This is a genomic window from Mesorhizobium sp. M0491 (assembly GCF_040321265.1).
In the GTDB taxonomy this organism is placed as follows: Bacteria; Pseudomonadota; Alphaproteobacteria; order Rhizobiales; family Rhizobiaceae; genus Mesorhizobium.
Map to the genome: position 1 here is coordinate 156,720 of NZ_JAMYRE010000012.1, position 13,852 is coordinate 170,571.

14 protein-coding genes are annotated in these 13,852 nt (G+C 62.7%); 9 read left to right on the forward strand and 5 right to left on the reverse strand.

Annotated features, from left to right (window positions below; translation table 11 throughout):
- Positions 1-14 precede the first annotated feature (14 nt).
- The 8 genes from NKI69_RS17585 to NKI69_RS17620 all read left to right on the forward strand — a co-directional run bounded on the left by NKI69_RS17585 (position 15) and on the right by NKI69_RS17620 (position 7,310).
- A complete protein-coding gene (locus NKI69_RS17585; protein WP_352722199.1) occupies positions 15-1,334 on the forward strand; it encodes an ABC transporter substrate-binding protein in 1,320 nt (439 codons plus the stop codon).
- 133 nt (positions 1,335-1,467) lie between these two features.
- Positions 1,468-2,364: a carbohydrate ABC transporter permease gene (locus NKI69_RS17590; RefSeq protein WP_352722201.1), complete on the forward strand. Its 897-nt coding sequence runs from the start codon at positions 1,468-1,470 to the stop codon at positions 2,362-2,364.
- Positions 2,364-3,230 (forward strand): carbohydrate ABC transporter permease, encoded by an 867-nt coding sequence (locus NKI69_RS17595; RefSeq protein ID WP_352673941.1) that lies wholly within the window; start codon positions 2,364-2,366, stop codon positions 3,228-3,230. The genes NKI69_RS17590 and NKI69_RS17595 overlap by 1 nt, the downstream gene beginning before the upstream one ends.
- A 4-nt stretch (positions 3,231-3,234) precedes the next feature.
- Positions 3,235-4,332, forward strand: coding sequence for an ABC transporter ATP-binding protein (locus tag NKI69_RS17600; protein ID WP_352722204.1), 1,098 nt, complete (start codon positions 3,235-3,237; stop codon positions 4,330-4,332).
- A 5-nt stretch (positions 4,333-4,337) separates the two neighbouring features.
- On the forward strand, positions 4,338-5,450 hold the full coding sequence (locus tag NKI69_RS17605; RefSeq protein ID WP_023808868.1) for a mandelate racemase/muconate lactonizing enzyme family protein: 1,113 nt from the start codon (positions 4,338-4,340) through the stop codon (positions 5,448-5,450).
- 9 nt (positions 5,451-5,459) lie between these two features.
- A complete protein-coding gene (locus NKI69_RS17610) occupies positions 5,460-5,789 on the forward strand; it encodes an L-rhamnose mutarotase (protein ID WP_023808869.1) in 330 nt (109 codons plus the stop codon).
- On the forward strand, positions 5,782-6,858 hold the full coding sequence (locus tag NKI69_RS17615) for a Gfo/Idh/MocA family protein (protein WP_023808870.1): 1,077 nt from the start codon (positions 5,782-5,784) through the stop codon (positions 6,856-6,858). Before NKI69_RS17610 ends, NKI69_RS17615 begins: the two co-directional genes overlap by 8 nt.
- Positions 6,858-7,310: a MaoC/PaaZ C-terminal domain-containing protein gene (locus NKI69_RS17620; RefSeq protein ID WP_023808871.1), complete on the forward strand. Its 453-nt coding sequence runs from the start codon at positions 6,858-6,860 to the stop codon at positions 7,308-7,310. The genes NKI69_RS17615 and NKI69_RS17620 overlap by 1 nt, the downstream gene beginning before the upstream one ends.
- Positions 7,311-7,339: 29 nt before the next feature.
- Here the strand turns inward: NKI69_RS17620 and NKI69_RS17625 are convergent, their stop codons facing one another.
- From NKI69_RS17625 to NKI69_RS17645, 5 genes are all read right to left on the reverse strand, one after another.
- Complete coding sequence (locus tag NKI69_RS17625) at positions 7,340-8,095, reverse strand: GntR family transcriptional regulator (protein WP_502900181.1); 756 nt, start codon at positions 8,093-8,095, stop codon at positions 7,340-7,342.
- A 127-nt stretch (positions 8,096-8,222) separates the two neighbouring features.
- Positions 8,223-8,804, reverse strand: coding sequence for a hypothetical protein (locus tag NKI69_RS17630; RefSeq protein WP_023808873.1), 582 nt, complete (start codon positions 8,802-8,804; stop codon positions 8,223-8,225).
- 1 nt (position 8,805) lies between these two features.
- A complete protein-coding gene (locus tag NKI69_RS17635; protein ID WP_023808874.1) occupies positions 8,806-10,488 on the reverse strand; it encodes an SWIM zinc finger family protein in 1,683 nt (560 codons plus the stop codon).
- The gene (locus tag NKI69_RS17640; protein WP_245273055.1) at positions 10,485-10,889 is read right to left on the reverse strand and encodes a DUF3024 domain-containing protein; all 405 of its coding nucleotides are present in this window, start codon (positions 10,887-10,889) and stop codon (positions 10,485-10,487) included. Before NKI69_RS17640 ends, NKI69_RS17635 begins: the two co-directional genes overlap by 4 nt.
- A gap of 119 nt (positions 10,890-11,008) precedes the next feature.
- Positions 11,009-12,460, reverse strand: coding sequence for a DHA2 family efflux MFS transporter permease subunit (locus NKI69_RS17645; RefSeq protein WP_128302347.1), 1,452 nt, complete (start codon positions 12,458-12,460; stop codon positions 11,009-11,011).
- A gap of 374 nt (positions 12,461-12,834) precedes the next feature.
- Between NKI69_RS17645 and NKI69_RS17650 the strand changes: the two genes are divergently transcribed.
- The gene (locus tag NKI69_RS17650) at positions 12,835-13,851 is read left to right on the forward strand and encodes a Zn-dependent oxidoreductase (RefSeq protein ID WP_128302346.1); all 1,017 of its coding nucleotides are present in this window, start codon (positions 12,835-12,837) and stop codon (positions 13,849-13,851) included.
- The last annotated feature ends 1 nt before the right edge of the window (position 13,852 follow it).

The window sequence follows — 13,852 nt, forward strand, 5'->3', positions numbered from 1 at the left end:
AAGGGAGGATACCAATGAACAGACTGCTGTCCGGCGTGTGCGCCGGTGCATTGTTGCTCGCGTCAGGTGCGGGCGCTGCCCTTGCCGGCGACCTGCCCGGCAAGTTCGAAGGCGTGACCGTCGACGTGAAGCTGATCGGCGGCCAGCAATATGAAAAGCTCTACGAGCGCATTCCCGAATGGGAGAAGGCGACCGGCGCCAAGGTCAACATCCTGACCAAGAAGAACGGCTTCGACATCGACAAGGAGCTCAAGTCCGACATCGCCTCGGGCAGCACCAACTGGTGCGTCGGCTGGAACCATTCGTCCTTTGCGCCGCAATATACGGGCCTTTACACCGACCTCAGCAAATTGCTGCCCAAGGAAGAGATCGACGCTTTCGTGCCGTCGACGATCACGTCCGCAACCATCGACGGCAAGTTGGAGATGCTGCCGCGTGCGCAGTTCGACGTTTCGGCGCTCTACTACCAGAAGAGCCTGTACGAGAACGCCGACAACAAGACCAAGTTCAAGGCGAAGTACGGCTATGATTTGGTGCCGCCGGACACCTGGAAGGAAGTGACCGACCAGGCCCAGTTCTTCGCCAACCCACCCAATTTCTACGGCACGCAGTTCGCCGGCAAGGAAGAGGCGATCAACGGCCGCTTCTACGAGATGGTTGTCGCTGAAGGCGGCGAGTATCTCGACAAGGACGGCAAGCCGGTCTTCAATTCCGAGGCCGGCATCCGGGCGCTCGACTGGTTCGTCAACCTCTACAAGGCCAAGGCCGTACCGGCCGGAACCACCAACTATCTCTGGGACGATCTCGGCCAGGGCTTTGCGTCCGGCACCGTCGCCATCAACCTGGACTGGCCGGGCTGGGCTGGCTTCTTCAACGATCCGAAGTCGTCGAAGGTCGCCGGCAATGTCGGCGTGAAAGTCTCGCCGAAGGGCTCGTCCGGCAAACGCACCGGCTGGTCGGGTTTCCATGGCTTCTCGGTGACCGGGAATTGCCCCAACAAGGAGGCCGCGGCTTCCCTGGTGTGGTGGCTGACCAACGAAGACAGCCAGAAGCTCGAGGCCGCCGCAGGCCCGCTGCCGACCCGCACCGCGGTGTGGGACTGGGATTTGAAGCAGGCCGAAAACGATCCTTACAAGAAGGAGGTTCTTACCGCCTTCCAGGAAGAGGCCAAGCACGCGTTTGCCGTGCCGCAGACGCCTGAATGGATCGAGATCTCGAACGCCGTCTATCCCGAATTGCAGGCGGCGATCCTCGGTGACAAGACCTCCAAGCAGGCACTGGACGATGCGGCCGCCAAGGCGACGCAAATCCTCCAGGACGCCGGCAAGCTCTAGAAACGGGCTCCCAAGGCTGCCTCCCCCATCGGAAATGGGGGAGGCGATCGTGTTTCGCGGCCAGCGATTTACGCTAACCCATCGCCCCCGGCCCACTCACGGCCGTCCAAATGCAAACACCTCAAGGATTCTGATGAAGGGCTTCAAGCCATCCGCGCCATTCCTGCTGCTGCTTCCGGCCATGATCGTGCTGGCGGCGGTTGTCGTTGTGCCGTTGCTGTTGTCCCTTTACTCCAGCTTCACGCCGTTCCGCCTGACGCGGCCCGAAACGTTCTACGTCTTCATCGGCATCCGGAACTATCTTTCGATCCTGTCCAACACTGATTTCTGGTGGGCGTTCGGTCGCACGGTGCTGCTGCTGACCATCGCGCTCAATCTCGAAATGCTGCTTGGCCTTGGGCTTGCCATGCTGGTCGAGAAAGCGACACGCGGCCAGCGCATCCTGCGCACGCTGATGATGTTTCCGATGATGTTTTCGCCGATCCTGGTCGGCTTTCAGTTCAAGTTTATGTTCAACGACAATATCGGACTGGTGAACAATGCGCTGCAGTCGCTCGGCATCACGCAAGACGCCATACCGTGGCTGATCGAGGGCCATCTCGCCTTCATCGCCATCTCGATCGCCGAGATCTGGTCGTCGACGGCGATCTTCGCCATCCTGATCCTCGCCGGTCTGCTCGCCATGCCCAAGGAGCCGATCGAGGCGGCGCGGGTCGACGGCTGCACGCCGTGGCAGACATTCCGCTATGTGACGTGGCCGTTCGTCATGCCTTTCGCGTACATCGCCATGACCATTCGCTCGCTCGACGTCGCGCGCGCCTATGACATCGTCAAGATCATGACCGATGGCGGACCGGCGGGCCGCACCGAACTGCTATGGACCCTGGTGGCCCGCACCGCCTACAGCGACGGGCGCATGGGCATGGCCAACGCCATGGCCTATTTCTCGATCCTGCTGTCGATCGCCTTCACCGTCCACTTCTTCAACAAGCTCGCCGCGGCGCGCACGCAGATCGGTGCGGAGTGGTGATGGACGAGAATTCTTCCGCCCGCCTGAAGCGCCGGCTGCTGGGCGTCGTCTATCGCATCGGCCTGTTCCTGGCGATGCTGACCATCTGCCTGCCGGGCCTGTGGATCGTCATCTCGTCGCTACGGCCGACGGTCGAGATCATGGCCAAGCCACCTGTCTGGATCCCGCAGGAGATTTCATTCGACGCCTATGTCGCCATGTTCTCAGGCATCGGCAAGGGCGGCATCCCTGTCATCGAGTACTTCCGCAACTCACTGATCATCTCGGTGACCTCGACGGTCATTGCGGTGGCCATCGGCATGGCCGGCGGCTATGCGTTCGCCCGCTATCGTTTTCGCGGCAAATCGAGCGTCTTCCTCGGCCTGATGCTGACGCGCACCGTGCCGGGCATTGCGCTCTCGCTGCCACTGTTCTTCCTTTATGTGCGGCTCGGCATCATCGATACGCATTTCGGGCTGATCCTTGCCTATGTCGCCCTCAACGTGCCATTCACGATCTGGCTGATCGACGGCTTCTTCCGCCAGGTGCCCAAGGACCTCGCGGAGGCGGCACAGATCGACGGCTGCACGCGCTGGCAGGCGTTCTGGCAGGTCGAGTTCCCGCTTGCCGGGCCGGGCATCGCGTCGGCCGCGATCTTCGCCTTCCTGACCTGCTGGAACGAGTTCGCGCTGGCCTCGCAGCTGACCCGCTCGGTGAGCGCCAAGACGCTGCCGGTCGGCCTGCTCGATTACACGGCCGAGTTCACCATCGATTGGCGCGGCATGTGCGCGCTGGCCGTGGTGATGATCATCCCGGCGCTCACCCTCACCTACGTCGTCCAGAAACACCTTGTCGGCGGCCTGACCTCCGGCGCGGTGAAAGGCTGATACCATGGCAACCGTTACCCTCACCAAGCTGACCAAGCGCTACGGCAATATCGGGATCGTGCACGGCATCGATCTCGAGATCGCCGACCGCGAATTCATCGCGCTGGTCGGCCCCTCTGGTTGCGGCAAGTCGACGACGCTGCGCATGATCGCCGGACTGGAAGAGATCAGCGCCGGCTCGATCGAGATCGGCGGGCGCATCGTCAACGACCTGCCGCCGCGCTCGCGCAACATCTCGATGGTGTTCCAATCCTACGCGCTCTATCCGCACATGACGGTGCGCGAGAATCTCGGCTTCTCCCTGAAGATCGCCGGTGCCGCCAAGGAAGACATGGATCGCCGTGTCGCCGAAGCCTCGGCCATCCTCGGCCTCGACACGTTGCTCGATCGCCGCCCCTCACAACTGTCCGGCGGTCAGCGCCAGCGCGTCGCCATGGGCCGCGCCATCGTGCGCGATCCTGACGTCTTCCTGTTCGACGAGCCGCTTTCCAATCTCGACGCCAAGCTACGCACGCAGATGCGCACCGAGATCAAGAAGCTGCATGCCAAGGTGCAGTCGACAGTGATCTACGTCACCCATGACCAGGTCGAAGCGATGACGCTGGCCGATCGCATCGTCATCATGCGCGACGGCCATATCGAACAGGTCGGCACGCCCGACGAGGTTTTCCGGCGGCCGGCAACCCGCTTCGTTGCCGGCTTCATCGGCTCGCCGCCGATGAACCTGCATGAGGCGACGATCGATGACGGCCAGATGGTTTTCGCCAGCGGCGAAAAGCTGCCGCTGCCCGGCCAGTTCAAAACCAATGTCGCCACCGGCGACAAGATCGTGTTCGGGCTGCGGCCCGACGACATCTATCCAACCGGCCATGGCATCAGTTCCGGTGGCGCGGCAGACGTACACCAGATCGAACTGCCGATCACGGTGACCGAACCGCTCGGCAACGAGACGCTGGTATTCGTCGAATTCAACGGTACGGACTGGGTGTCGCGCATGCTGAACCCGAGGCCACTGCGGCCGGGCGAGCGGGTCGCCATGAGCCTCGACATGTCGCAGGCGCACCTGTTTGCAACCGAGACCGGAAAGACATTGCGGAGCTGATCGGCATGGCCAAAATTGAGAAAGTCGACCTTCGGATGGTGGACCTTGTGCCCAAGGTCAAGCGCACCGACGCCATCCAGAGCTTCGTCAGCCAGGAAACGCCTATCGTCACCATCACCGATTCCGACGGTGCGGTCGGCACCGGCTACAGCTACACGATCGGCACCGGCGGCTCGTCGGTGATGCGGCTTTTGTCCGACCATCTGGTGCCGCGCCTGATCGGCCGCGACCCCGACATGATCGAGGCAATCTGGCACGATCTCGAATTCGCCACGCATGCCACGACCATCGGCGCCATCACCGCCATCGCCATCGCGGCCATCGATACAGCACTGTGGGACCTACGGGCAAAGAAGCAGAACCTGCCTTTGTGGAAGCTGGCCGGCGGCGCCAAGGACCGCTGCCCGCTGTACACGACCGAAGGCGGCTGGCTGCACATCGAGACGCAGGCGCTGGTCGACGATGCGCTGGCCGCCAAGGCCAAGGGCTTTCGCGGCTCGAAGGTGAAGATCGGCAGGCCGCACGGCTCGGAAGATCTGGCGCGCCTGTCGGCGGTGCGCAAGGCGGTCGGCGACGGCTACGAGATCATGACCGACGCCAATCAGGGCTTTTCGGTCGACGAGGCGATCCGGCGCGCGGCAAGATTACGCGACCTCGACCTCGCCTGGATCGAGGAGCCACTGCCGGCCGACGACATTGACGGGCATGTGCGGTTGTCGAACTCGACGCCGACGCCGATTGCCATCGGCGAGTCGCTCTACTCCATTCGCCATTTTCGCGAGTACATGCAGAAAGGCGCCTGCTCGATCGTGCAGGTCGATGTCGGCCGCATCGGCGGCATCACGCCCTGGCTCAAGATCGCGCACGCGGCGGAGGCCTTCGACATTCCGGTCTGCCCGCATTTCCTGATGGAGCTGCATGTCAGCCTGACCTGCGCTGTTCAGAACGGCCGATATGTCGAGTACATTCCGCAACTCGACCAGTTGACCGGCAAGCGCCTCCGCATCGAGGATGGCCAGGCGCTGGCGCCCGACGAACCCGGCATCGGCATCGATTGGGACTGGGACGCGGTCAAGGCCATGAGCATCGCCGAATTCACCACGGCGATCACGAAATAGGAGAATGATATGCAGCGGATGGGAATGGTTCTGGGGCTGAAGCCGGAAAAGGTCGAGGAGTATGTCCGCCTCCATGCCGCCGTCTGGCCCGACGTGCTGGCCATGATCTCCGCCTGCAACATCAAGAACTACTCGATCTACCTGAAGCGGCCGGAGAACGTGCTGTTCAGCACCTTCGAATACCACGGCAGCGACTACGAGGCCGACATGGCGAAGATGGCGGCCGATCCGAAGACGCAGGAATGGTGGGCGGTCTGCATGCCGTGCCAGGAGCCGCTGGCGACGCGCAAAGAGGGCGAGTGGTGGGCCGAGATGGATGAGGTCTTCCATCATGACTGAAGGCGGTTTCGACCCTGCCTTGCTCGTTCAATCCTGGCCAAAACCCTCCAAGCCCCGGCAGATCGTCACCTTCGGCGCCGGATCGATCGTCGGCGACGCGCATTTCCCGGCCTACCGGAAGGCCGGCTTTCCGGTTGCCGGGCTTTATGATCCTGATCATACCAGGGCCGAAAAGCTGGCCAGCCAATGGGGCGTGACGGCCTTTGGGTCGGTCGAAGAAGCTGCTGCCGTCGAGGGCGCGATCTTCGACCTTGCCACCCCGCCGTCGCGTCATGCCGATGTGCTGAAGTCCTTGCCTGATGGCGCGGTGGCGCTGATCCAGAAGCCGATGGGCAGCAATCTTGCCGAGGCGACCGCGATCCTCGAGATCTGCCGCGCCCGGAAGCTGCACGCAGCGGTGAACTTCCAATTGCGCTTCGCGCCGATGATGCTGGCGCTCAAAGATGCCGTCGGCAAGGGCTGGCTCGGCGAGATCGTCGACTTCGATGCCTGGCTGGCGCTGGCGACACCGTGGCAGCTTTGGGAATTCCTGCTCAAGGCGCCGCGCGTCGAGATCGCCATGCATTCGATCCACTATCTCGACCTGATCAGGCAATTGCTCGGCGACCCCAAGGGCGTGCACGCTAAGACGCTCGGCCATCCCAATCATGCCGTGGCGCAGACGCGCACCAGCGCCATTCTCGACTATGGCAACACCATGCGCTGCGCGCTGTCGATCAACCACGACCACAAGTTCGGCCGCCGGCACCAAGCCTGCGAGTTCCGCATCTGCGGCACCGAGGGAGCAGCCTATCTCAAGTTGGGTCTCAACCTCGATTATCCCACAGGTGAGCCGGATGTGCTGGAAATCTATCCGAAAGGCGGGACGGACTGGATCGCAGTGCCCTTGGCCGGCGAGTGGTTTCCCGACGCCTTCGTCGGCCGCATGGCCAATGTCCAGCGTTTTGCCACCGGAGAAGATGCTACGCTGATCAGCCCGGTCGAGGACGCGTGGAGCACGATGGCGCTGGTCGAGGCGGCGTATCAGTCGAGTGCGGCACCGGCGACGCCGATTGCGGAAAGACCCTGATGGAACGGATTCAGTATTTCGAAGACTATGAGATTGGCGCGTCGCGCCTGACCAGCGGCCGCACCATCACCGAGACCGACTTCATCGTCCATGCCGGCCACACCGGCGATTTCTTCCCGCACCACATGGACGCCGAGTTCATGAAGACGACGCCATTCGGCCAGCGCATCGCGCACGGCACGCTGGTGTTCTCGGTCGGCATCGGGCTGACGGCAACCGTCATCAATCCTGTTGCCTTTTCCTATGGCTATGACCGGCTGCGCTTCATCAAGCCGGTGTTCATCGGCGACACGATCCGGACGCGCACGACAATTACGGCCAGGGAAGACGACCCGAAGAGGCCGGGGGCGGGACGGGTGATCGAACGCTGCGAGGTGATCAACCAGCGCGGCGAAGTGGTGCTGGCGGCCGACCACGTCTACATCGTCGAACGCAGGCCGGCGCAGGGCTGAAGCCCATCGCATGCCCATGAGCCACGCCGTCAGGATTCTCGCGACAGGCCATCTTCCCTGATCGCGCGGACCAGCGTCTCGCTTCCTTCGCGAAGATGCTGCCTCAGAATGCTTATGGCCCTGTCGCCGTCGCGCCGCCGGCAGGCGGCCAGCAGCTCGCGATGCTCCGTCTGCGAGCGGCTGCGATAGTCCAGGTTCGACAGCAGGATGCGGACGTAGCGATCGGCGGCATTGTGGTGCGCCTCGATCAGGCCGAGCAATCGATGGTTGCCACAGGCATCGTAGAGAGCCAGATGAAAGGCACGGTTCAGCGCACCCCATCGGCCGACATTGCGCTCCGCGTCGATCTGGTCGAGCACCTGTTCGGCCTCGTCGAACTTCGCGCCGGAGAGGCTGGGTACCGAAAGCCGGAGCGCCTCGCTTTCGAGCAGCTCGCGTAGCGCGTAGATTTCACTGATCTCGGCGCCGTCCATCCGGGCGACCTGCGCGCCTTTTGTGGGATGAATGGAAACAATACCTTCGGCTTCCAATTGGCGAAGGGCGTCACGAATTGGCATGCGGCTGAAGCCAAACTGCTCGGCCAATTCATCCTGGCGCAGCGGCGTGCCCGCCCTGATGGTTCCACTGGCAATCGCTTCGCGCAGGACATTGGCGACCTGTTCGGCCACGGTCCGCGGCCCCTGCATCACGCTTTCCGCAAATCCTCGCAATCGATGCTCCCCGTTTTCACACAGCATCGAGCCTAATTGAAAAACCCATGCGGATATAGGTATGCCCGTATACACACTGCCCGCGCCAAGCAGACTTCCTCCGCAAGACGCCACCCGCCTCCGCAAGGCAACGTCCCGATTCGCGCATATGAGACGATCGTCTGAAGCACTGAAGGCGCGGCTCGCCCAGCCCTGCGGGCTTTCAGCCAGTCTGCGGCAGGTCAAGCGCGGAGCGCATCCGCCCGACACCACGCTTGTAGAGCATCGCGCCTTGAGCTGGGGCGAGCAGATCAGCATGCGGCGTGAAGTCGGCAACGCACTTGTTGAAGGCGATCTCGCCACACCCGGGAACCAGGCAGTCGAGCTTTCCCTTCGGACACTGACTGAACTTGCAGAGCCGGCCCAGATATCTGTCGCTGCCGGGTTCGATCAGAAAAACGTCTAGCTGGTGATCGGCAACGCTGATCCCTGTTCCCTTCTCAAACGCCTCACGCAGGGCAAGAGCGGCGGCGCGACGCAGTTCGCCTAGACGAGCCTGCGAGTCAAGCCAAAGCGCCAGGTCGAGATCGCTACATTCATGCCAGACCTCGATCCGAGCGCGCCGGAATTCGCTGAAGCGCGGCACCTCTTTCCAAAGCGGCTTCGCGACAGAGCCGATAACGGCCACCGCCCCCACCTCTCGAAAACGCGTCCAAGCATCGGTGACGACATCCGCCGCCGCGCGGAACTGCTGCTGGCGTTCCAGCATGTAGCGATTTTGCTCGTCAATCGCCGCGCGCCGCATGTCAGGCCAACAGTTTCATGAAATTGCGCTTGCGGCCGAAGCGGTCTTTCACATCCGCCAGATACGCGGCATGTTCGGACGCGCCGCGCAGGCCGGCCATACGGCCGATCAGGGTTGACGCTTCTGCATAGGCGCCGTTACCGCCAAACTGGGCCAGTTGGTTTACGCGTTCCGCATAGATCTTCAGTGCCTCGCGCGGATGCGTGGCTTCACTGACCTGCGCGAGCTTTTCCTTCAGTCCTTCGGAAGCGCCATGTGCGCGCGTGTTCGCCCACGCCAGATCAAACTGCTTCTCCTCAATCAAGATGCTGATGAGCAGATCGGCCGGATAATGCCAGGCGGACGGCTTCTCGCGCGCTAGCCTGGACTGGAGGCGCTCGATTACTCGATCGCGCGTCGCCGTGCCCGTCTTGCACAGCCGTTGATACAGTCCGAAGCTCGGTGCCTTCTCGAATGCGCGCCACAGATGCGCTTCGGCGTCCGCATCGCGACCGGCCGTGGTCAGCAGGTCGACTACAAAGGAAATGAGCCGCTCGTCGGGTCGATCATCCTCGAACACCCACAGGCCGTCCTCGGCCCTGCGCAAAGCCTCTTCGGCGCGACCGTGCGAGAGGCAGAATTTGGCGACTTGCAGATAGGCTTGCTGTGAGGACAGATGCTTGGCGCGAAGGGCGATGCGTGCCTCGAGGTCGCCATCGCGGTCAGCAAAGAAGTCGAGGATTTCCTGCAGCCTGAAATGGTCGCCGGACAGTCCGTGACCTATCCGATTCTTGCCGGCGGTTGCGGGCAGTTCATTCCAGGCTTCGTTGGCCAGGCGACGGTATTCGGCCAATCCTTCCTCGCCGAGGATATCGCCATAGCGCTCAGCCGCGCCACCGAAGGTGTCGTAGCCACCATTCATCTCGCGCGCGAACAGGTCACGCGCCAGGGACAAGGGTTCGCAAGGCGCCTCCGAGACAGCGTTGCAGTGAATTTCGCATGCCCGGTCGAGAAGTGGGGCGCAATGGCCATCGGAATCGTCCACGACCTCGATGGCAGCCTCGATCCGATCGATGGCTCGCATAGCGAGCCGTATAACGATGCCCGCATGCTTGCTCGAGACCGAGGCGATCACATCGAGCGCCTCGTCCACACCTTGGGCCCAGTCGGGCGCCTCGCGGTAATCTATGAAGCCATTCGTGGCGGTTGCGCCGTCGATCATCTTGCCGAGACGCGCCTCGATGGCCGCCTCGTCGCCGTCTTGCGTAGTCAGCGTGGCCATTTCCAGCCTACGCAACAGGATAGGATCGCGCTCGACGACATCCATGATCATATCGACAAGCGCCGCCTTGTTCTTGCCTTCCAGATGTTCGCGTATACGCGTGAACACATCGATGCTTTGCGCTTCCGTGTCGCTGCCCATCGCGTTTGCCGCCAGCGCCGTCGCCACCAAATGCTTGCAATAGCCCCAGTCGCCGAAGGCGCGGCAGGAACACGAACCGTCGACCGACTCGCCACGCCCCGTCAGTTCAACACGGTAGTCCTCCGTGCCGGCAACCTGCGCCAGCACGCGCTTGGGCCCAACGGTCAGCAGTTGCACCAGCCCGTCACGCCAGTAGGCCTCGCCGCGCGAGTACACCTTGGTGCCGACAAGATCGCGCAGGGCATCGACATCGAAACGGGGTCGGCTGTTCTTGCGGTTCATAGTGGCGGCTGGAGCCTCGAGTCAGCCGAGATGAGACGCAGGGCTTCGTCCAACGTAACGGTCGCATGCAGCCGCCCACATGCTCCGGTGTGCCTGTGCCACATGAGGTCGAACCGGGTCTCGGCGAGATGCTCCTCCACATGATCGAGCCGGGCGAAGGGAGCGTTGAATTCTTCACCGTCATCCGAACGGTAGCGCGCTGAGAAACCGTATTTGCTTCCTCGCCACTTGCCGAAAATGTCTAGCGGATGGTCGAGCCGATTCGGCTGGCCGTGGATGAACCGAGGCTTCAGAACCTCGGCGATGAAACGCTCGCAAGTGGCAGCCATGGCCAGCTTCTCGTCAGCCGAAGGCTTCTTAACCCACACCATCGCGTTTTCCCGTTTCGCCAGCGCGATCATTTCCCACTATCCGCCGCCAAGAGCGCTGTGGGGCTGCCCTCAGCCATACGGTATCGCCGTTCATGATAATCGACCGATCCGGCGAGGCAATCCTTTTTGAACGCAGAATGCATCTGGCATCATTTGCGAGAATTACCCGATCGAACATGACCGCTGACCTGCACGCCGTCCTCGGCACGCAGGTACAGGAAGCCGGGGACGGACAGCAACGGGATGACCGCGGTCAGCAGGAACACCTGGTGGAAGCGTTCCGCTGTCACGATGTGGGTTTCTCCTGCGACAAGGCCCAGCACCATGGCGGCGATCGAAACGCCCAGGGAAACGCTGAGTTGCTGCAGGACGCCGCCGAGACTGGTGGCGCGGCTGAGCTTGTCGGCCGGCAGGTCGGCGTAGGAAAGCGTGTTGGAGGTCATGAACTGCGCCGACCGGATGACCCCGAAGACAAAGGCGTAAAGGCCGATCATCCAGTGCGGCGTATCGGCTTCGATCAAGGCGAAGCCCCCGACAGCGGCGGAACCAACCACCGCGCTGCCGATCAGCACGACATTGAAACCGAAGCGCCGCAACAGCGGCGACAGCAGCGGCCGAATGAGCAAGGCGCCGAAGCTGCCGACGAATGTCAGCGAGCCCGAGGTGACCGGGCTCATGCCAAAGCCGACCTGCAGCATCAGCGGCAACAGGAAAGGCACGCCATTGAGGCCAACGCGGCACAGGCCGCCTGCGAGCGTACCGACCCAGAACGAGCGAAATCGAAACAGTGTCAGATCGACTGCCGGTGCAACGACGCGGCGCGCATAGCGCCCGAAGGCGAGCAGCAGCAGGATCGCCGCGGCCAACACCAACGCTGTCGCCGAAACGGAGATGATTGGCCTACCGATGCTTTCCAGTCCGAACTGCAGCAGCGCGACTCCGCATCCGACCATCAGGAACCCGGCAAAGTCGAAGCGTTGCACCGCTTCCTCGCGGAAATCGTCGACGAAGCGCAGCGCCGCCAGAATGCCGAGGCAACCGAATGGCACGTTGACATAGAATATCCAGCGCCATGAGGCATAAGTGGTCAACAGGCCGCCGAGCAGCGGCCCGATCACAGGCCCCATGATGGCGGGCAAGGTCGTGTAGGTCATGGCGGTGATCAGCCCGCTGCGTGGGAAGCTGCGCAGCAGGATCAGCCGCCCGACCGGCGTCATCATGGCGCCGCCCAGCCCCTGCAGGGCGCGCATCGCCAGCAGCATGCCGAAACTGTTGGCCATGCCGCACAGCGCCGAGCCGAGGGTGAAGGTGAAAAGCGCCAGCGCGAACACTTTTCGCGCACCGAACCTGTCGGCGAACCAGCCGCTGACGGGAATGAATACGGCCAGCGTCAGAATGTAGGTGGTGATCGCCAGGTTCAGCCTGACGGGCGTCGTGTCGAGACTGCGTGCGATGGCGGGGATCGCGGTGGTGATGATGGTGGAATCGAGCTGCTCCATCAGAAAGGCGATGGCGACGATGATTGGGATGATCAATCTCAGCCTCGGGTCGCGCTCGGTGGCAAATTGAGGCTGTTCCAATTCTATTGCCAATTCCGTCATGCAAGCGGCTGCTCTATTCCAGGTGGCGCGTCCGCGTTCAAAGGCAAGGTCGCCTTCCGTGCGGCAAGCCAGCCGAGGCCCGATCACACGGCCTGTCTTATGGTCCGACAAGCAGGCAAGCGGTAGTCATTTCCTCTTTGATGGAAGTCAAAAAATTTTGACTGCCGACCCCTTCGAGAGGAGATCGGCAGGACAGCGCATTGGGAGTCCGAACTGCCGTCGCCAGGCACATTTGCGTTTCAGCGGACGCCCGTCCCGATTTCGTGAAGGAACGTGTCAGGTAAGAGGCCGTCTTACCGCCGCCATGAGCGCTTGCGTCTTGACGGCACAGCGAGATTGAGCCACTTGTCGACTAGTATACAAGTGGTGAGGCCATGCTTGAAGTTCTCGTTCGCGCACCGCAGTCGCTGGAAGTCCGGCAGGGCGCCATGCCAGAGCCCGGCACTGGCGAAGTCGTCGTTCATGTCAGCCGTGCCGGCATCTGCGGCTCCGACATTCACATATTGCACGGCTCCAATCCGTTCGCCGTCTATCCGCGCATCATCGGCCATGAATTCGCCGGCACCGTAACAGCGCTCGGACGCAATGTGACCGGCATAGCGGTGGGAGACCGCGTGGTGGTCGATCCCGTGGTGTCGTGCGGCCACTGCTATCCCTGCCGGGTCGGCCGCTCCAATGTCTGCGCCAACCTCGAAGTGATGGGCGTTCACCGCGACGGCGGTTTTCGCGCCTTCGTGGCGGTGCCGGCGGCAAATGTCATACCGGTTCCAAGGGATATGCCGTTTGGGCTGGCGGCACTGGCCGAGCCGTTTTCCATCGCCGCCAATGTGCTTGATCGTACCGGTTGCGGACCCGAGGACACGGCGCTGATCTATGGCGCCGGCACGGTCGGCGTCACTGTCCTGCAGGTCGCCAAGCTCAAGGGCGCACGCTGCATCGTTGCCGATATCGACGAAGCCCGCCTGGAGCGAGCGCTCCGCTTCGGCGCCGACAGGGTGATTCACTCCGTGCGCGATCCCGTGCCGGCCGCGGTGCGCGGTGAAAATGACGGTCTTGGCCCGACGCTGGTCATTGACGGCGCCGGCATTCCCGCACTTCTTGACGAGGCTTGCCGGCTGGCCAGCCCGGCGGGCCGCATCGGCCTGCTCGGCTTTTCGGACGCCCCATCCAACCTCAGCCAGCAGGAAGTGGTGCGCAAGGAACTGACCATCGTCGGCTCGCGCCTGAACCGCCGGCTGTTGCCGCGCGTCGTCGAATGGCTGGCCGACAAGCGGCTCGATCCGCAAGGCATGATCACACAGGTCTTCGCGGCGACGGAGGCGCGCGCCGCCTTCGACCTGATCGAGAAGGAACCTCAGCGCACGCTCAAGGTCCAGCTGGATTTCTCTTGAG

What these genes read in the sequence shown, in the direction of transcription:
- NKI69_RS17620 (WP_023808871.1), top strand. Translation starts at nt 6,858, where the DNA reads ATGGAACGGATTCAGTATTTCGAAGACTATGAGATTGGCGCGTCGCGC.
- NKI69_RS17605 (WP_023808868.1), top strand. Translation starts at nt 4,338, where the DNA reads ATGGCCAAAATTGAGAAAGTCGACCTTCGGATGGTGGACCTTGTGCCC.
- NKI69_RS17610 (WP_023808869.1), top strand. Translation starts at nt 5,460, where the DNA reads ATGCAGCGGATGGGAATGGTTCTGGGGCTGAAGCCGGAAAAGGTCGAG.
- NKI69_RS17600 (WP_352722204.1), top strand. Translation starts at nt 3,235, where the DNA reads ATGGCAACCGTTACCCTCACCAAGCTGACCAAGCGCTACGGCAATATC.
- NKI69_RS17645 (WP_128302347.1), bottom strand. Translation starts at nt 12,460, where the DNA reads ATGACGGAATTGGCAATAGAATTGGAACAGCCTCAATTTGCCACCGAG.
- NKI69_RS17585 (WP_352722199.1), top strand. Translation starts at nt 15, where the DNA reads ATGAACAGACTGCTGTCCGGCGTGTGCGCCGGTGCATTGTTGCTCGCG.
- NKI69_RS17630 (WP_023808873.1), bottom strand. Translation starts at nt 8,804, where the DNA reads ATGCGGCGCGCGGCGATTGACGAGCAAAATCGCTACATGCTGGAACGC.
- NKI69_RS17615 (WP_023808870.1), top strand. Translation starts at nt 5,782, where the DNA reads ATGACTGAAGGCGGTTTCGACCCTGCCTTGCTCGTTCAATCCTGGCCA.
- NKI69_RS17595 (WP_352673941.1), top strand. Translation starts at nt 2,364, where the DNA reads ATGGACGAGAATTCTTCCGCCCGCCTGAAGCGCCGGCTGCTGGGCGTC.
- NKI69_RS17650 (WP_128302346.1), top strand. Translation starts at nt 12,835, where the DNA reads ATGCTTGAAGTTCTCGTTCGCGCACCGCAGTCGCTGGAAGTCCGGCAG.
- NKI69_RS17635 (WP_023808874.1), bottom strand. Translation starts at nt 10,488, where the DNA reads ATGAACCGCAAGAACAGCCGACCCCGTTTCGATGTCGATGCCCTGCGC.
- NKI69_RS17640 (WP_245273055.1), bottom strand. Translation starts at nt 10,889, where the DNA reads ATGATCGCGCTGGCGAAACGGGAAAACGCGATGGTGTGGGTTAAGAAG.
- NKI69_RS17590 (WP_352722201.1), top strand. Translation starts at nt 1,468, where the DNA reads ATGAAGGGCTTCAAGCCATCCGCGCCATTCCTGCTGCTGCTTCCGGCC.